Raw genomic sequence first — 17,598 nt, 5'->3', positions numbered from 1 at the left:
CAGCAGCCTCGGCTACCGCAGCCCAGCCGAGTACGAGACCGTGCTGGCGGCCTGACCACCACACCAACGGTGTCCGTCAAAGCGGAGCAAGCTCATACACCTGGCCGAACACGCCGACCCTGTCCACCGACACAGCCGCCGGCAGCACGTCTGCCCGGAGCCGAAGCCCAGCTCCGGGGGCAGCTGCTGTCACATGATGCCTGTGTACGAACAGGATCCCCTGCGGACAGGGCCGGTCGCCCACCGGCCGAGGTCCCGGGAACCGCTCCGGCCGAGAGGGCAGGACCGGCTCGATCAATGACCGCAGCTCATCATCGACGGTCGTGTCCCTTGAAATGGTGTAGTGGTTGTGCGCCAACCATCATGCCGTGGACGGAAGTTCATCGCGGGTGTGCTTGGCGGGGTAGAGCTGGTCCATGCTGCCCTCGGGTAGGTATCGGCGGGGGAAGGCGATCCATTCGTCGTGCATCTCGAACAGGACGGCGGTGACCAGCCGCAGGAGCGCGTCGTCGTTCGGGAAGACCTGGACGACGTCGGTGCGACGTTTGATCTCGCGGTTGATCCGCTCCAGCGGGTTGGTCGACTGGATCTTCTTCCAATGTCGTTCCGGGAAGGCCGCGAAGGCGGTCAGGTCGTCCTTGGCCTCCAGGAGCATCGTCTTGACCTTCGGGAACTGCTTGCCGAGCATGTCGGCGACGGTGTCGAGCTGCGTGCGCACGGCCTCGGCGGTGGGCTGGGCGAAGATCGTGCGGATGGTCGCGGCGACCATCTCGGCCGCCTCCTTCGGGATCACCGCAAAGACGTTGCGCAGGAAGTGAACGCGACATCTCTGGTATGCGGCGCCGAGCATGACCTTGCGGATCGCCTTGACCAGACTGCTGTGGTGGTCGCCGATGACCAGGCGGACCCCGGTCAGGCCACGTTCGCGCAGGGAGCGCAGGAACTCGGCCCAGAACACCTCGGTCTCGCTGTCGCCCACCATCAACCCGAGCACCTCGCGGCCGCCGTCCTCGGTGATGCCGGTGGCGACGACCACGGCGCGGGAGACGATCTGGTGGTTCACTCGCGCCTTGCAGTAGGTGGCGTCGAGGTAGATGTAGGGGAAACGCGTGTGGTCGAGGGGCCGGGTGCGGAAGGCGGTGAGCTGTTCGTCCAGGTCGGCGCAGATCCGGGAGACCTCGCTCTTGGAGATCCCGGTGTCCGCGCCCAGAGCTTTGACCAGGTCGTCGACCGAGCGGGTGGACACGCCCAGGACGTAGGCCTCCATGATGACTGCGTAGAGCGCCTGGTCGATCCGGCGCCGGCGCTCCAGCAGGCTGGGGAAGAAGCTGCCGGTGCGGACTTTGGGGATGGCCAGCTCCAGGTCGCCGGCCTGCGTGGTCAGGGTCTTGTCCCGGTGGCCGTTGCGCCACGTGGTGCGGGCCTCGGTGCGCTCGCCCGGCTCCGCGCCGATCCGGGCGGTTGCCTCGGCCTCGATCAACTCCTGCAGGATCCGCTGGGCGAGGGTCCTGATCAACTCGATTCCGTCCGCCGTACGCAGTGACTCCATGAGCCGGAGTAGGTCAGACTGGGACAAGGCCATCGCGCACCTCTCACTCAACGAGCATGCCTACTCGGAGAGTTGCGCGATGGCTGCTTCATGGCCAGGGGTTACACCAAGATCTCTGCTACACCACTCGGTGGGACGCCATCTCATCGACCATCCATGGCGCACTCATGCCACCAAAAACGGATGAGTCGTCAAACCGAACACAACCCAGCAGCCCCAACTCGCGAGATCCTCGTATGAGCTCGAACTGGCGCCTGACGTAACGATCACCACGGTTCTACGCCTCGCCTTCCGGCATCGCGGGCGCCCTGAACAGGCTGGTCAACAGCCATCAGGCGTGGCGCTGTTACTGCCACGGCACGACAAGGCCCCCGTCCCGCGATCGCAGTGAACATCGAGCGCCTCGGCGCTGAGCGCGATACTCGGGGATTCGTAAGACCACCGCCGCAGTCACGCGCTGGCGTGCCAGGCAGGCTTCGGTCTGACATAGAATTTGATCTATCGTCAGGAGCGGTGACAGCTAGACTTTTGCAGCGCTCGGGACTGGTCGACGAAGGGCAGCAGCATGCCGCTAGAGGTCAACAAGCACGTCCAACGGATACGTCGCTATCAGCCGTTCGACGCCGACACCTCTGAGATGATCTACGAGCTGCAGGCAGACTGGACCCAGTCACTGTTCCCCGTCGTGACGCTGAACTACCTGCGGAACGCCATTGAGCGGCCAGCCACGAAGACCATCGTCCTCACCGGGGATGCCGGGCACGGCAAGACGAGCCTGTGCGCCAGCCTTTTGGCCTGGTTGCAGGTCGATGCCGAGACGATCCCACCAGACGTTCGGAAGGCAGTTTTCCGCGAGCTGTTCGAGGCCGGAGACGCCAGCCGGCCCGTGGGCCGGACCCGTAGCGGACGTCCGCTGTACATCCTCAAGGATCTCAGCGAGCTCAGCCTGCAGGCGGGCGCTCACAAGCTCGTGGAGCTGCTTGACCCTCCGGGCGAGGGCGTCGCGATCATCTGCGCAAACGAGGGCCAGCTACGTAAGTGCGTCGCCGAAGACGACAACCTCAAGAAAGGCGGCACGAGGCGCACCAGGATTCTGGTGGACACCCTCACGGAGGGCATTGTCCGCGGGCAGGTCAGCGACCCTGGTGGCACAGTCATTGTCATCAACCTCAACTACCAGTCCGTCGCAGCCGACAGCCCCAACGGAGGGCTCATCCCTTGGGTTCTGAAGCAGTGGACGACCACGCAATGGTCGCGGTGGAAGCCCTGCGAGACCTGTGATGCGCGGAATGTCTGCCCGATCCTGGCCAACCGCAACGAGCTGAGCGATCCGACGCGCGGGCCTCAGCGCCGGGCTGCGATCCGGGACGTGTTCGCCGCGGCAGAGCGCACCGGGGCCGTAGTCACGACCCGGCAAGCGCTGTCGGTGACCAGCTACATGCTCACTGGCGGCTTGTCCTGCGAGAACGTCCATGTCAGGTACCAGCGGTCACACTCGAGCAGGCTGTGGCAAGCTCCCCACTTGTACCACCAGGCACTCTTCGGTGACCGGCTGACCCCGCAACAGCGGCATCAGGTTCCTGCTTTCTTCGCGCTACGCAAGCTGGACCCGGGAAAGGTCTCGCGTCGCCAAGTTGACGACCGGCTGGACCCGGACACGGCCGGCGACTTCCCTCCCACGGACGCCAGCGGCTACCTGCAGAAGGTCCGCACAAATCGGGACGTCCACAAGCAGGCCGAACAGTTGCGGGGCTTGTACACGTTCCTGCGACGAGCCGACTTCTTCAACAGCGACGACAACACGGACCGGTTCGCCCGCATGGGCCTGCAGGCTGGCGACGACTTCGTCCGGGTCCAGGACAAGAACCGGGACCCGGCAGACACCAGAGTGCGAGACCGCTTCCTCAAGGGCCTGGAAGCGGTCCAGGGCATCCACCGGGCCGGGAGCAACCCTGACTTCTTCATACTTGACCCCGCCTTCTTCACCCACCGCGCCCGCGCGGCCGTGATCTCCCGGCGAGTGCCCAGCAAGGGCGTTGAGGTCGTCGACCAGGTCACCCAGTGGCAAGAAGAAGGCCGTACGGGCGTCACCCCCGAGATGCAGAACGCCGTCGAGTGGCTCAACCGGGCCATCTACATCCGTATTCCGGCCGTAGCCCCCGGCCTGGACGCAGTCTCGGTGGAAGCGGACCTTCTGCGCTTTGAGTTGCTGACCCGGTGGGCCGCAGGCCTGCGTAGCGAGGTGCAGCACGAGGCAGAGATCCGCGGCCTCAGCGGAGCCTTGGCAGAGCTCGCCGACTCCTCGAACAGGGACGACGAGATCCAGGTACTGGTGGGTAACGTCATGAGAAAGCTGATGATCGACGTCGGTGACAAGATCAGGTCGGTGCGTGCGTGATGGCTGATCGTTCCAAGGCAGAGGTCGTCCTTCGTCTCTTCGGAGTGAATCTCGAACAGCAGGGCCGTGGTTTCTACGTCCCGCTTGAGATGCTCGCGATCGCCCGCGGCGTCTACCTGGCACATCAGGAGGACCCGGAGAAGTTCGCAGGGCTCCTGGACGACGGAGCCGAAACGGCTTACAAGAGGACCTCGCACGACCTGGCCCGGCGGATCGCGACCAAGGCCCGCATCGTCGAGGGCGCCGAAGAACTCGGCAAGGCCGTCGAGCTGGACTCTCCCGAGACGATGGAAACGCTCCACGCCTTGTTCTCGTCCCTGCTGGTCGAGATCCCCGGGCGTCGTAGCCTGCCCAGTTGGTTCGGCGCGCACATCTATCCGTTTGTCGGTGAGCTCATCCACTACGACGCAGTCGAACGACGGATCAAGCAGAGCGATGCCTCCCTCAAGAGGAGCCCAAAGAAACGCAAGCAGGCTGACAAGGTCGTTGCTGGCATCAATGCTCCGAACATCGAGCGCTACCTCTTCCGTGATGGTGGCAGCTGGGCCTACAAGGTCCTGCGCAGCGACTCCGATCCCGGCCGCAAGGAAGCGACCCGACAGGGCCTGCGCGACCTCGTGCAGGACAGCGGCACCCCGCTGGGCAACCTTGCCAAGGCCCTCAGCGCGCATGACTTCGACTATGACGAAGTGCCCGTGCAGGGCTCGGACGCAGGGATCAAGCTGCACGAGGATCTCAGCCCGTGGCCTGACCTGCTGAGGGAAGGCGCTCGCAACATCGTCGCTCGGACAGCGGCGGTCCCCAGAGCCAAGCGCACGGAGAGCCTTATGCACTGGGTCCCCTACTGCTTGGCACGCCACCAGCTGCGACTCGCACGCCGGAAGCTCGGCGCCACCGATCGCGAATCGATCCTTTTGGACTTCGGTAGCGAGACCACCCCGCTGCGCAGAGAGTCGCAGAAGAACCTCACCAGCTTCCGCAACGACATCGTCAACGCGATTAACGTCCAGGCTCGGGAGATGATCGCCGAAGTCGAAGCCGAAGGCGACGAGGTCAGGAAGCGCCGTTACGAGAGATTCACTCAGGAGGCCGGCAACGCGGTCGCCTCACCTCGAGCGTTCTTCAGCGAGACCCTCGCCGCTGTGGGAGCCCTGAACGCGACGGTCGGGCGCCGGCACTTCACCTTGAAGCCCCCGATGCTGGAGGCTCTGGTATCTGCCACCGTCCCGCAGGGCACGGAGATGGAGTTCGACCAGTTCTGCGCGCTTCTGTACGAGAAGTACGGGCTCGTGGTGGAGAACAAGGTCGCGGCTGCGAGCCCGTTGGCCCACGAGGTCGACCCATCGGTCCTCGACCACAACGGCAAGGCCTTCCGGGAGAAGCTGGCCGCCATCGGTCTGCTCACTCAATATTCAGATGCAACCAGCATGGTTCGAGGGGAGCCCCGGTGACCGGCAGCAGCATCCGAGCGCTCGGTCGGTTCGTCGCCGACGAAGCACTCCGCAAGGTCACTGAGATCAGCGGAGCCCGTGCCGTCCTGCGCGTCAGCGGGTTCGACCGGCCGACCGTGGCCGAGGCTCTCCGTCGCACGGCGCAGCGGCTTTCGGAGTCGCCGGACCGTCAGGTCGTCGTCAAGGTGGGCACCTCAGAATCTATCGAAGACGTACCTGTTGAGTACCTGCTGGATCCGCAGGACCAGCTGACGAAGTGGCGAAATTCGGGACAGGGCAAGGCGGTGTTGCTCTTCGAGTGGGGGCAGTCTCCGGACGCGCAGGGGTTGGCTGCCATGAACGCTCTTGACGATGCCACGATCCTGGGCACTTACCACGACGCCTCCAGCGAGCGTGGGTTCGACAGGTTCATGGCCGAAGCATGGCGGGAGGCGGGTGGCGCCGGCACCGTTCCGGTCCTGATGGGTAACTTTCTGCCGGAGATCTGGCGCTCAGTCACCGATGAGGAGCCCCGGTCCTTGCACCGCTGGGCAGCCTTCCTGGTCGAGACCGCGCAGAAGGTCGCAGCAACTCAGGTCCATACCCCTGACGTGGTCTGCCGCGAGATCTCCGCGGCCCTGCCCGCTCTTGACCTGTTCCCGGACCGAGGACTCTTCATCAAGCCCGCCGCGCTGTCCGCCCGGATCAAGAAGAACGTCTCGGTCAGTGCCTTCAAGCAGCCCACCGGCAAGGAGATCACTGACGAAGACCTGATACACCGCATCAACACGACCGAGTTCAGCGAGGAGTCCCTGGACCACATCGGTGCGGACTCCGAGACTGCCAAGAAACGCATGCGCAGCCTGGTGCTCAACCTCAATCACAGTGGCCCCACCCCGCAGGATCCTCGTCAGCTCCGCCGCGAGCAGGACCTGACCCTCTGGCTCGAAGTCTTCGAGCAGAAGTCCAAGAAGATCGGCCTAGGCCAGCAGCTCAGGCAGGAGATCGAGAGGACCGACGCAGAGCGGGTCGACGAGTTCGACGCCATGGTGATCGAAGACGCGCTCGACCGCGGGGACCAGGAATCCGCACAGCGCTTCCTTGACGAGGCTCCCGTCGGTGGGGCCGAACCGCTGGCCGACCTGCTGTCCAAGCGGTCGCGCCGCAAAGTCGAGAAGCTTGCCTTCCCGGACTCTCAGTTCGTCCAGGACCCGCTACGTGCTCTGCTGCGCGAGCTGACCTACTTCTCCGACGAAGAGGAAGGCTCCGTCGTCGTCGGGCTTGAAGGCAACCAGGAAGCCGGGCGATGGAGCCGCTGGCTGTTCGCCTTCCTGTACGCACGCACCCTGCGTGATGTCCAGGATTCCACCGGTCTTCGCCTGACCCTGGAGGTCAAGGACTGCTTGCTGGACCTGAACAAGCCAACCCTGCCGAAGGAGGACGAGCCGTTCGACCCGAACACCGAGTGGGCCCCGCTGCGCATCCTGGTCGAGATGGACGGCGCCGCCCAGCGACGCTTTCGCTGGGACCCCCTGGGCATCCCCGGGCAGATCGCACTGGCAGCCCTCATCCACGGCTGGCGAAATGTCCCCGGCCAGGCCAGCAATCTGACCTTCGACACCTTCCTCGCGAAGTTCAATGACCCCCGGCAGTGGCAGGTCGACGAGCCTGCGCCTGTCCCCGCATCACATTTCGCTGGCCAGCTCGAGCGCCTCAAGGTGGAGCACTTTGAGCGGTTCTCTGGCGGGCTCGACGCCGCGATCATCAACGATTACGTACGCGAGTGGGAAGGCGTACTCCGCGAAGCTCGCACCACCCTGGTTCCCGACAATGCTCCGAACGCAGACCTCGAAGCCGTCGTCCTGACAGATGTCATCGGGCTGGCCGATCACCGCATGATGATGCTGGCCACCCACCCGCTGAAGCTGCGCTGGCTGGCAAAGAACTACACGGAGACCGCCAGTAGCATCGGGACTGCCCTGAACAAGGAGGGAGGTCTGAGCCTCAACCAGGAGAACGAGGACCTCTTCTTCGACGCCATCGACCGCATCTCCCCACACGGGACACCGGCAGTCCTCGTCGGGCCCGGCGGCACGATCGCCATTCCGATGAGGGAATCGGCCGGACACGAGGAGTACGCGCCGGTCCGCTACGGCGGCAACGAGTCCAAGGACTGGCTCTCCAGCGTGGACGAGACTGCGATCGACGAGATGGTCCGTGTCATCACTGACTATCTGACGACCTACCCCCACAAGCTCGACGGCCTGCGCGTACTGCTTCTGGACCGCAACGGCGACCCTGTCCTGCCCATGCGCGTGGCAAAGCAGATGCGGGCCAAGAACCCCCGCCTAAAGGTCGATCTGGTCGTGCTGGCTCCTCAGACCACCCATCACGAGATCATCCAGGGTTTCGACCTGCAGTTCTCCGGCACGGAGATGTCCGAGGACAGCTTCCTGCCCGACGTCCAACTCATCCTTCGGGCATGGGAGCCCGACCAGGAAGCAGACCTGTCAGAGCTGGAAGACACTATCGACCTCGCTCTTGCTCCGGCACTGTTCGGCACCCAGACCAGTATCAAGGAGAGCACCAAGAAGGAATCCTTGTCAGGCTCCTTCAACTCCTGGAAGCATCCGGCCTCGCACAACCTGGCTCAGACCAGCGAGAACGTCGTAAGAGCACTGTTGCCCGAGACCGCCGACGAGACTCTTGAGTCCTGGTCGACCCTGTGCGTGCGCTACGACCGGCGTTCCCCGGTCTCCCGGGAGAGTGTCGACGGCATCGACTACTTCGAGATGCAGGTGCAGTTCGATCAGCACCTGGACTTGTTCGCCACCCTGCACCGCGTGGCCCACTGGGTCGTCACCCTCGACAGCTTCATCGGACGCGAGCAGATCGATGCGCTGCGTAACCGTCCTGACGTCATCCTTGTCAAACCCAGTGTCGGCAAGAACGAGTCCTACACACTCATCGTCAGCTCGCAAACCGGCCGGCAGTTCGTCGTCCAGCGACTGCGCCGCCGACTGGAGCAGATCGGGGTCGTCACCCCGCAGGACTCGGAAGGCACCGCTAGGCGGATCTACGAGGTCGGCCGCAATGTGGCCCCTGGTGCCGTGCTGCGCTCCCTCGGTATCGGCACCACGGTCAACGAAGTCGTCGGCCTGGTAGCCACCCGGTTTGTCATCGACCAGCAGTTCCCCGTCCCCCGGCAGGGCACGAGCCTGGTCACCTGGATCAGCTTCGACGAGCACCATCGCTGGTTCGGCCGTGGGCACAAAACCCGTGCCGACCTAGGCCGGTTCGTGCTGACCGTCCAGGGCGACGGCACGGTTCGCCTGGATGTCCTGGTCGCCGAGTCCAAGTTCCGCCAGGCCTTTGACCTCGGCTCGGCGGAGGAACAGCTCAACCGCACCACCGACCTGTGTGAGGATGCCTTCCGCTCGGATGGTGAGGCTCGCCACGACCGCCCCTTCTGGCTGGACGAGCTTGCCGCCGCGATCGCTCAAACCAGTGGAAACGCCCTACAGGCTGCAGACCTTCCAGCCCGCACCATGATCGGCAACGGTGACCACCGTCAGGTCGAGGCGAAGGTCCTCGACGCCTTGCGCTCCGAGGATGTCCGGCTCGGTCGAATCACCGGCGTTGCCGTGGCCATCTCGGCCGAGGACGACCAGCCGGCCCCCGCGGTCGGGCGCCTCGGCAAGCACACCCTGGTGAGGCTGAACAAGCACGAACTGCTGAACCTCATCGGCGCTCTGCGCGCCAACCAAGACCCGACCAATGCCGACCCTCTTGTTGCCTCTGGGGACCTCAGCGGGATCGTGAAGGTCCCCGACACAGTCGTCATGACCCCCTCAGCAGGCACTTCCGCCGACCTGCCTAATCCGGAAGAACCGGCGGCACCTGTTGAGGTTGTCGGAGCGACTGCTCCGACAACCGTGCCGAGCCCAGTAGCTGCGCGTCACCCTGCCGCAGAGGAAGAACCTGTCCCTCTGAAAGCTCACCGCGGTGGGCTTTCAGAGGAGGAGCTGAGGCTTCGATATAACAAGGTTGTCGACGTCTTCACCCGCCACAGGGTCGCGGTAACCGCGCCGGAGATCGGCAAGTGGCAGGAAGGACCGGGCTTCTACATCTTCCGGTTCATCCCTGACCCTGGGGTCACCGTGGACAAGCTGACCAACCGACGCGACGAGATCTTCCTGGCCCTGGCATTGCCCTCCGGGTTCAGCATTCGCACCCGCAGCGACCGCGGCTCCGTGCTCTTCGAGATCCCCAAGATCGACGACGAGAAGTACGGAGTCGACGCCAAGGCACTGTGGCAGCGGTGCCCGGCTGATCCCGACAGCCTCATCGCCCCGTTGGGCGCCGACATCGAAGGCAACCCGGTTACCATCGACTTGTCCTCCGCGGACTCACCGCACTTGCTGGTGGCTGGCACTACCGGATCAGGGAAGTCGGTCGCCCTGGACACGATCCTCAAGGGCCTCGTCCGGTACGACAAGAACGCCCTGCGACTGCGCCTCGTCGACCCCAAGGGCACCGAGCTTGTCGACTTTGAGGACGACCCTCACCTTGATGGCGTGATCGGTATGGACGCCGCCGACGCCATCGAGATTCTTGAGGAAACCGTCGAAGAGATGGCCGTGCGCTACAGGGACATGAAGGCGATCCGCACACGCAAGCTCGTCGAGTACAACGCCAGGGTCGACGAAGCAGACCGAAAGCCCTGGATCGTCATCGTCCTCGATGAGTACGCCGACCTCACCAGCGATCCCGAAGAGAAGAAGAAAATTGAAGCGCTGCTCAAGCGCCTGACGCAGAAGGCCCGCGCTGCGGGCATCCACGTCATCGCAGCCACGCAGCGCCCAAGCGGGGACGTTATCTCGACGACCATCCGCTCCAACTTCCCCGCCCAACTTGCCCTGCGGGTCAAGACCGCGACCGACAGCCGCATCATTCTGGACGAGACCGGAGCCGAAGCTCTGGCCGGACAGGGCGACGCCTTCCTGCACACAGCCAAGGGCACGATACGAGTGCAGGTTGCCTACGACGGGAGCTGAGCTTTGCCCCGTGACGTGGACACCCTGACACTTGGATCTTGTAGCTCCGGGAGGGAAGTCCGGCGCGGGACGTCCGTCGAAGTACTCGGACGAGTTCCGTCGTGATGCCGTCGTGCTGTTCCGGGCCTCGGAGAGCTGGTGCACCTGCGCGGCGGCCGCAAAGGAGATCGGGGTCAACCACGAGACGCTGCGGAACTGGGTGTGGGCCACCGCCACCGAGCCGGCGTCGGCCAGGCAAACCCTGAACGCGGACGAGCAGGCCGAGCTCGCGCGGTTGCGCAAGGCCGAGCGGGAGTGGCAGGTCAAGAAGGAGATCCTGCGCAGGGCAGCGGCGTATTTCGCGCGGGAGATGAAGTGAGGGCTCGCCGCCGCCCATGCCAATGAGTCGGCGTCCAGCGGCTGTGTGCGGTCTTTGGGTATTGCCCGTTCCGGGTACTGCGCCTACCGGGCCGGTACCCGGTTTCGTGCCGACCGAGCGGCGACGGAGGCCGCGCTGGTGGCCGAGATCCGTTCCCCCACTGACAGGCGGCGGGCTCTCAGGCCAGCTCCCTTCGTCGTACGGCCGCAGTGATCGTCGCAGCGACGTCCGAGGCCGTCTCGTGCTCCCAGAACCGCAGCACGGTCCATCCCTGGGCCATGAGGTGGCGTGTCGTCTCCTCGTCACGCTCCATGTTGCGGTCGAGCTTGGACCGCCACCACTCTGCATTCGCCTTCGGCTCGGTCGCGTGTTCCGGGCAGCCGTGCCAGAAGCATCCATCCATGAACACTGCGACCTTCGCTCGGGGGAAGCTAATGTCTACCGTCCGGCGGGACATACCGGGCACGGGCACGTTGACCCGGTACCGAAGTCCGCTTCGGTGGAGCAACCTGCGGACCGCGAGCTCGGGCGCCGTGTCCTTACGCGCCTGGCGGCGCATGCGACTGGTTACTGATGGTGAGGATGGGGCGGGGCGCATGATGCGATTCTCCCGGATCGCTTCCGGAGGGGAATCAAAGGTTGTGAAACTCCTTCCAGCTCGCGGCAGAGGTCACTGTCGGGGTCGGGCCCGCTCGACCGTATGACGCGAGCCGCCTGTAGGTGGCCGCCTGCGTGAGCGATGCGTGAGCAGACGGGGCAGCACGTGCCGGTTCGGGCGGGATCGTGGAGTATGGTGCAACCTTCTGACCTGCGGGTTCATCACCAGGCGATCGATGGTGGCAGCAGTCAGCATGATCACTCTCGGGCTCGTAATGCGTAGGTCGCGGGTTCGAATCCCGCAGGCGGCTCAGTTGGTGGAAGGCCCGGTCAGGAGCTCTGGCCGGGCCTTTTGCGTTGCCTGGGGGCGGGTGGGAGCCGGACGTCGACGACGGCGATGTCCGGCTGGTGCTCGGTGAGGGCGCGGAGGAGGTCGGCGCCGTTATCCACGGCGGCGGCGACCTCGTGGCCGTGGGCCCGGAGGAGGTGGTTCAGGCCGTCCCTTGGGAGGAAGTGGTCTTCGGCGAGGTCAATGCGCACGGGAGCTCCGCGGTGACCGTGGTCGGGCCGTTGGCCGGCCGCCGACGGTGGGGGGCCGGCGGGGGTGGAACGGCGCGACGCCCGGCCTGGGGAGGGGCGGGCGTCGCGGTGGGGGTGGGTCGCGCGGGGCGGTGCGGGGGCTCAGCCGATGCGGGCGAAGCCCTTGGCGTTGCGGCGGGCGAGGCCGCGGGAGACCAGCAGTGGGTCCCAGTCAGGGCCGCGGTCGGGCAGCTTGGCGGGGTCGCCGAACACCGCGCCGGCCGCCACTTCGGGCAGCAGCTGGCGGCCGAGGATCTGCCCGGCGGCCGCCATCCCGCCGGTGGCGACCGCGCTCAGGCCGCTGCCGAAGCGGATGCTCTGGCCGACCACGTACAGGCCCTCGACATCGGTGCGCACGTCCGGCCGCTGGCTGACGTTGCCCCAGCGGGCCATGCCGTACGGCGTGCCGCCGGTGCCGCGGATGTAGCGCTCCTGGCTGAGCGGGGTGGCCGCCTCCAGGTGGGTGATGCGGTCCCGGAAGGGGCCGATCACCTTCTCGGCGGCCGTCACCATCAGGTCGGTGAACTGCCGCTTGCGGGCCTGGTAGGCGGCGTCGCGGCGGTAGGGTTCGCCGTCGACCGGGCCGCCCCGGACGCCCCAGAAGTCGTGGCCGGGCGGGCAGAGGGTCATCAGCTGGAAGTTGCTGTGGCCGGGCGGGCAGACCGCGGCCGCGCCCGGGTCCTTGTGGGAGGCGAAGGAGAACAGCAGCTGGGGGATCGAGTCCACCATGCCGTCGCGTTCCCAGCTCTCGACCATCGCCGCGTAGGCGGCTTCCATGTCGTCGCTGCCGTGCCACCAGATGTTGGCGTTGGGCAGACCGGGCAGTTCGGTGTCGAGCGCGACGTACACCGCGACCAGGCCGCCGCGCATGGTGGCGGCGCGGGTCCGGGCGACCAGCTCGGCGGGGAAGGCCTGCTCGCCGCCGCACAGGTCGAGCACGGTGCGGCGGTAGTCGGCGTTGGAGATCACCAGTGGGGCGGATATCCGGGTGCCGTCGGCGAGTTCGACACCGGTGGTGCGCCCCTGGTCGATCAGGATGCGGCGCGCCTCGCAGCGGGTGCGCAGCTCGCCGCCGTACGACTCCAGGGCCTCGACGAAGGCGGCCACCAGGGTCTGCCCGCCGCCCTCCGGGTAGTAGGCGCCGCGCATGTAGTGGTCGAGCATGGCGGCGTGCTCGGCGAAGGTGATGCCGTCCGGCATGGTGCCGTAGTTGCCGGCCTGGGCGGCGACCAGGGTGCGGGCCTTCGGTGAGAGCCCGCAGTGGTCCAGGGCCTCGGCCAGGGACCGGTTCCGGCGGGCCCACCGCATGGTGTCCGGGAACTCGCGGAAGAGCTCGACCATGTGGTGGCCGACCAGGCTCTCCCGGGTGGCACCCGACACCGTCTGTGCGATGTGGACGAACCGGTCGACCCCCTCGGTCTCCTCGGGCAGCGCCGCGCGGAGCCGGTCGCGGTAGGCCTCCCAGTCGGCCGGCACGTCCAGGGTGGCGGTGGGGGTGATGATCCGGTCGAAGCCCTGCTCGTTGTCCATCGGCCGGAAGGTCACCCGGTCGCGGACGCCGAGGCCGGACAGGATGGCCGGGAAGATGCCGTCCGGTCCGCAGTCGCCGATGTAGTGGGTGCCCACGTCGAACTCGTACTTGCGCCGGCGCCGGAAGACATGGGCGTTTCCGCCGGCCACGTCGTGCTGTTCGAGGACGAGCACCCTGCGCCCGTCAGCGGCCAGGTAGGCCGCGCTGACCAGTCCGCCGAGGCCGCTGCCGACCACGATCGCGTCGTAGTGGTCCTCGCCGGCTCTGGCCGTCGGACCTTGCACTCCCCGCATTTCCGCCCCCACTCGTCTGCCCATCGGAAGGTGCCGCCGCCATGGACGTGGATCTCGAAGGCCGGGCCGTTGGTGTGCGCCGCCCGATCGGACGGCAGGGAGGAGACCGGATCAGCCACCTCCTCGGGTTTGCCGACCCGGTCGAGCGCAACGTTCCCCGCATCCGTTCCAGCGCGGCCCCGGGGCAGATCGCCGACCGTGCCGGTGGCGATCGGACCCGGGGCGACCACGTTGGCTCGCACGCCGCGCGGGCCGCGTTCCTCGGTCGGGGACCTGGTGGATCCGGTGATCCCCGCCTGAAGCGCGGCATAGTCGGCGCGGGCGAGATTACCGTAAATCCCTGACTGTGACGACGGGTTGACGATGGGTCTGCTGCTGTGCTCGCCGGACCGGCCGGGAGGGGCGGCCGGCCCGGCCGGTGAGGGGTCGGAGCCGGATGTCTCGCGGGCGCCGATGAGACTCCGACCACCAGCACGCCGACCACGAACGCCGTCCAGCGCGCGACCGCGCACCAGGGGTGGACGGTGCTTCCGCTCGACACGCCCCGTGCCGTCACCGCCGCAGGAAGGTCCCGCCGTCGATGACCCAGAGGCTGGCCGGGACCGCACCGCACTTGACGACCTCGGTGTGCAGGTCGGGGTCGGTCCGGCCCCAGCCGACCCGGCGCTGGTGCTGCTCGTCGGTCGGGTAGAAGGTGAGGCCGGCCTCGGGGTGGTGGCCCTCGTCGAAGAGGTACGGCTTTCCTCCGAGCGGGGTGACCACGGTCTTCGAGATGGGCCCGGTCACGGTGATGGCGCCGTTCCCGTCGACGGCCAGGCAGTCGACGTCGAACTCGGCGCGGACGGTGCCGGATGTCTCGAAGACGTGCTGCACCACGACGTGGCCCTGGGTGCGGCCGTCGACCGTGCGGGCGCTGACCTGCGCGGTGAGCCGCTCGCCCGGGGTGGGGCCCGGGCCGTGGTCGCTGAGCAGGGTCCAGCCGTGCAGCGTGAGGTGCTGGCCGGGGCGCTGGGCCGGTACGGGCGCGGCCGAGGCGGTGCCCGCGGTGCCGGCGGCCAGGGCTACGCCCGCGGTGGTGAGTGTGACGGCGGCGGTGAGCTTTCGCATGGTCAATCCTCCATGGCGATAAGGGAGTCGGCCGGTTCTCCGGCTGCCTCCAAGCTCCCAGTCCACCCCTGGTCACGGCCTCCGCCGCGGGGAGGGAGCGGCTCCCCCCGTCGGGGGAACCGTCCCTCCTCCGCGCGGTGCACGGAGTGGCGTGTCACCGGACGGCGCGGCGTATGGCGTCCAGGGCGAGGGCGGCCACGGCGAGTGCGGCGGCCAGGCCCGCGACCGCGAGCGGGGCCGGTGCGCGGCTCCCGGAGACGCCGAGGAAGTCCAGCCCTGAGACGTGGTTGACCATCCCGTACCAGAGCAGCGGGTAGACGGTCTGGAACAGCCGGGGCCCGCGGGTGAGGCTGCCGCAGAGCAGCGCCAGGGCGGGGACCAGCAGAGCGCCCGCAAGTGCGCCGGCCGCCGCCCGGGCCTGCCCGGCGCCGACCAGCCGCAGAGCGGGTACGGCCGCCACGGCCAGTGCCGGGACGATCCCCGCGAGCAGACCGGCCAGACCCCGGCGCAGCGGGGACGGACAGGCGCCGAGCACCTGGTCGATGCTGCCGCCGTCGGCCCGGTGGCCCATCCGGGACCAGAGCGGCATCGGCCAGAGCATCGCGAACGGCAGCACCGCCTGGCTCGGCCCGTCCGGAGTGACGGCCGCCGCCGCCATTGCGAGCACGGCCACTCCGGCCCACCAGAGCCGCTGCCCCCGCACCAGGATCCGCAGTTCCCCGAGCAGCGCGTCGTACCCGATCCGCCCCTGGCGAGGAGCGGTCAGCCGGGTCGGGTCCAGGGCGAAGCCCGCCGGTCCGGCCGAGGACGCCGCCGCGCTTCCGGCCGGATCTTCCGGGCCGGTCGGATCGGACGGATCGGTCGCTCGGCCCGCCCCGAACGCCCCGAACGCCCCGAGCGACCCGAGCGACCCGAGCGACCCGAGAGCCCTGGTACCCGGGCGGGCCCGGGGCCCGTCGAAGCGCCGGAACCACAGCGCCCCGAGCAGTGCGGTCCCCACCGCCACACCGGCCAGCAGCACCCCCGTAGCTGCTGGCCCGGACGCCTCGCCCAGCCCGAGGCCGGGCCAGTCGAAGGTGCCGAGCACCCGGTTGTCCGCCGTCAGCCCCACACCGAACTCCACTCCGTCGACCGGGCGCCCGCCTGCCGCGAGCACCTGCCGGATCGAGGCCGTGATCCGCTGCATGCCCAGCAGGTCCGGCCCGCCGCCGGTCTGCGCGCCCAGCACGAGGACCAGCCATCCCACGAACCAGACCGCCGCCCCCAGCCCGCCGCGCAGCCCGGGCACGGTGTCGAACAGCACCGCGCACCCGGCCACCGCCGCCAGCAGCGGGAGCGTGATCAGGAGGTACGGCAGCAGCAGTCGCACCGCGTCCACCCGGTCGGAGTCGCCCTTGATCAGCTGCACTGCGAGCGCCGTCCCCGCCAGTGCGAGCAGCATCGAGCCGAACAGCAGCAGGTTGCTCACGAACTTGCCCGCCAGGTAGCCGATCCGGCTCAGCGGGGTGGCGGCGAGGAGCCGGCCGACGCCGCTCTGCGCGTCCCGACCGATGGTGCCCCGGGCGATCCCGAAGCCCGCCAGTGAGAGCCAGACCGCGCCGCCGAGCGCCGTCACCGTCCCCACGTAGCCGCTGGTGTAGCGGCCGTGCAGGTCCGTCACCTGGAAGACCTCCCAGCGGGAGTCGCCCACCGGTGCGGCCAGCAGCCCGAGCGCGAGCGTGCCGAGCAGCACGACCAGGTAGCCGGGACGCCGTCGGCGCTCCCGGAAGTCGGCCAGGGCCAGGGCCCCGATGCGCGTCACCATGCCGCCACCCGCTCCGTCGCGGCCCGGTCGGCGGTGAGCAGCAGGTACGCGTCCTCCAGCCGGGGCGGCACCGGCCGGGCCTCGGCGGCGGGCGCGTGCCGGGACAGCACCCGAGCCCGGACGCCCTGCGGGGTGCGCGTGGTGCCGCCGAGGAGGAACCGCGAGTGCAGCGGCGGGAGTTGGTCGGCCGGGACGGTCAGCTCCCAGACCGCGCCCTCGGCGCTGCGCAGCAGTTCCTCCGGGCTGCCGTGGTGCAGCAGCCGCCCGGCGCCCATCACCGCGATCCGGTCGGCGGTGGCCGACACGTCCGGGACGATGTGGGTGGAGAGCACCACGATCCGGTCGGCGCCGAGCCCGCCCAGCAGGCTGCCGAAGCGCAGCCGCTCCTCCGGGTCGAGCCCGACCGTCGGCTCGTCCACGATCAGCAGCGCCGGGTCGTTGAGCAGCGCCTGGGCGATGCCGACGCGTTGGCGCATCCCGCCGGACATCGCGCCCAGCCGCTGCCCGGCCGCGTCCGAGAGGTTGACCAGTTCGAGCAGTTCCTCGATCCGGGCCCGGGCGGGGCGCCGTCGCAGCCCCTTGGCGGCGGCCAGGTAGGCGAGGAACTCGCGTGCGGTGAGCTGCGGGTAGACACCGAAGTCCTGCGGCAGGTAGCCGACGGCACGGCGCAGCGGCCCGGGCCGGCGGGCGATGTCCACCCCCTCCCACAACACCCGCCCCGAGGTGGGCCGGGTGACCGTGGCCAGGACGCGCATCAGGCTCGACTTGCCGGCGCCGTTGGCGCCGAGCAGCCCGAGCACCCCGGGCCGGAGCGTCAGCGTGAAGGAGTCCACGGCGCGTTTGCCGCCCCGGTACTCCTTGGTGAGGTCGAGGATCTGGAGTTCGGTCACGCCCG

General features: G+C 68.0%; 10 protein-coding genes and 2 pseudogenes. 4 read left to right on the top strand and 8 right to left on the bottom strand.

Annotation, left to right across the window (positions count from 1 at the left end; genetic code table 11):
- Positions 1 to 361: 361 nt before the first annotated feature.
- Entirely contained in the window at positions 362 to 1,582 is a 1,221-nt protein-coding gene (locus ACFV1W_RS34210; RefSeq protein WP_380421156.1) for an IS256 family transposase, read from the bottom strand.
- A 532-nt stretch (positions 1,583 to 2,114) separates the two neighbouring features.
- On the opposite strand from ACFV1W_RS34210, the gene ACFV1W_RS34205 reads away from it, so the two are divergent.
- From ACFV1W_RS34205 to ACFV1W_RS34190, 4 genes are read left to right on the top strand one after another with little or no spacing between them, the layout of a single operon-like run.
- The gene (locus tag ACFV1W_RS34205) at positions 2,115 to 3,947 is read left to right on the top strand and encodes a hypothetical protein (RefSeq protein ID WP_380421155.1); all 1,833 of its coding nucleotides are present in this window, start codon (positions 2,115 to 2,117) and stop codon (positions 3,945 to 3,947) included.
- A 44-nt stretch (positions 3,948 to 3,991) separates the two neighbouring features.
- Positions 3,992 to 5,398 (top strand): hypothetical protein, encoded by a 1,407-nt coding sequence (locus ACFV1W_RS34200; protein ID WP_380421154.1) that lies wholly within the window; start codon positions 3,992 to 3,994, stop codon positions 5,396 to 5,398.
- Positions 5,395 to 10,434, top strand: a complete 5,040-nt coding sequence (locus ACFV1W_RS34195; RefSeq protein WP_380421153.1) for an FtsK/SpoIIIE domain-containing protein — start codon at positions 5,395 to 5,397, stop codon at positions 10,432 to 10,434. The genes ACFV1W_RS34200 and ACFV1W_RS34195 overlap by 4 nt, the downstream gene beginning before the upstream one ends.
- 31 nt (positions 10,435 to 10,465) lie before the next feature.
- The gene (locus ACFV1W_RS34190; RefSeq protein WP_380421152.1) at positions 10,466 to 10,792 is read left to right on the top strand and encodes a transposase; all 327 of its coding nucleotides are present in this window, start codon (positions 10,466 to 10,468) and stop codon (positions 10,790 to 10,792) included.
- Between the two features lie 178 nt (positions 10,793 to 10,970).
- Here the strand turns inward: ACFV1W_RS34190 and ACFV1W_RS34185 are convergent, their stop codons facing one another.
- The 7 genes and pseudogenes from ACFV1W_RS34185 to ACFV1W_RS34155 all read right to left on the bottom strand — a co-directional run bounded on the left by ACFV1W_RS34185 (position 10,971) and on the right by ACFV1W_RS34155 (position 17,593).
- Positions 10,971 to 11,351 carry a very short patch repair endonuclease gene (locus ACFV1W_RS34185; RefSeq protein WP_380421151.1) on the bottom strand — a complete coding sequence of 127 codons (381 nt, stop codon included), beginning with the start codon at positions 11,349 to 11,351 and terminating at the stop codon, positions 10,971 to 10,973.
- A gap of 380 nt (positions 11,352 to 11,731) precedes the next feature.
- A pseudogene (locus tag ACFV1W_RS34180) lies at positions 11,732 to 11,929 on the bottom strand (response regulator transcription factor); the annotation flags it as partial.
- 141 nt (positions 11,930 to 12,070) lie between these two features.
- Positions 12,071 to 13,783: a phytoene desaturase family protein gene (locus tag ACFV1W_RS34175; protein ID WP_380421150.1), complete on the bottom strand. Its 1,713-nt coding sequence runs from the start codon at positions 13,781 to 13,783 to the stop codon at positions 12,071 to 12,073.
- 104 nt (positions 13,784 to 13,887) lie between these two features.
- Positions 13,888 to 14,304: pseudogene (locus ACFV1W_RS34170) on the bottom strand (SDR family oxidoreductase); the annotation flags it as partial.
- Between the two features lie 40 nt (positions 14,305 to 14,344).
- Positions 14,345 to 14,899, bottom strand: a complete 555-nt coding sequence (locus ACFV1W_RS34165) for a hypothetical protein (protein ID WP_380421149.1) — start codon at positions 14,897 to 14,899, stop codon at positions 14,345 to 14,347.
- Positions 14,900 to 15,053: 154 nt separating this feature from the next.
- Complete coding sequence (locus tag ACFV1W_RS34160; RefSeq protein ID WP_380421148.1) at positions 15,054 to 16,703, bottom strand: hypothetical protein; 1,650 nt, start codon at positions 16,701 to 16,703, stop codon at positions 15,054 to 15,056.
- Positions 16,697 to 17,593: an ABC transporter ATP-binding protein gene (locus ACFV1W_RS34155; protein ID WP_380421147.1), complete on the bottom strand. Its 897-nt coding sequence runs from the start codon at positions 17,591 to 17,593 to the stop codon at positions 16,697 to 16,699. The genes ACFV1W_RS34160 and ACFV1W_RS34155 overlap by 7 nt, the downstream gene beginning before the upstream one ends.
- Positions 17,594 to 17,598: the final 5 nt, after the last annotated feature.

It is taken from the genome of Kitasatospora sp. NPDC059648 (assembly GCF_042734825.1).
Classification (GTDB): Bacteria; Actinomycetota; Actinomycetes; order Streptomycetales; family Streptomycetaceae; genus Kitasatospora.
This window is presented reverse-complemented; position numbering and strand designations above follow the sequence as displayed.

Excerpts from the sequence above, each read along its gene's own strand:
- ACFV1W_RS34160 (WP_380421148.1), bottom strand. The coding sequence starts at position 16,703 with ATGGTGACGCGCATCGGGGCCCTGGCCCTGGCCGACTTCCGGGAGCGC.
- ACFV1W_RS34205 (WP_380421155.1), top strand. The coding sequence starts at position 2,115 with ATGCCGCTAGAGGTCAACAAGCACGTCCAACGGATACGTCGCTATCAG.
- ACFV1W_RS34185 (WP_380421151.1), bottom strand. The coding sequence starts at position 11,351 with ATGCGCCGCCAGGCGCGTAAGGACACGGCGCCCGAGCTCGCGGTCCGC.
- ACFV1W_RS34165 (WP_380421149.1), bottom strand. The coding sequence starts at position 14,899 with ATGCGAAAGCTCACCGCCGCCGTCACACTCACCACCGCGGGCGTAGCC.
- ACFV1W_RS34210 (WP_380421156.1), bottom strand. The coding sequence starts at position 1,582 with ATGGCCTTGTCCCAGTCTGACCTACTCCGGCTCATGGAGTCACTGCGT.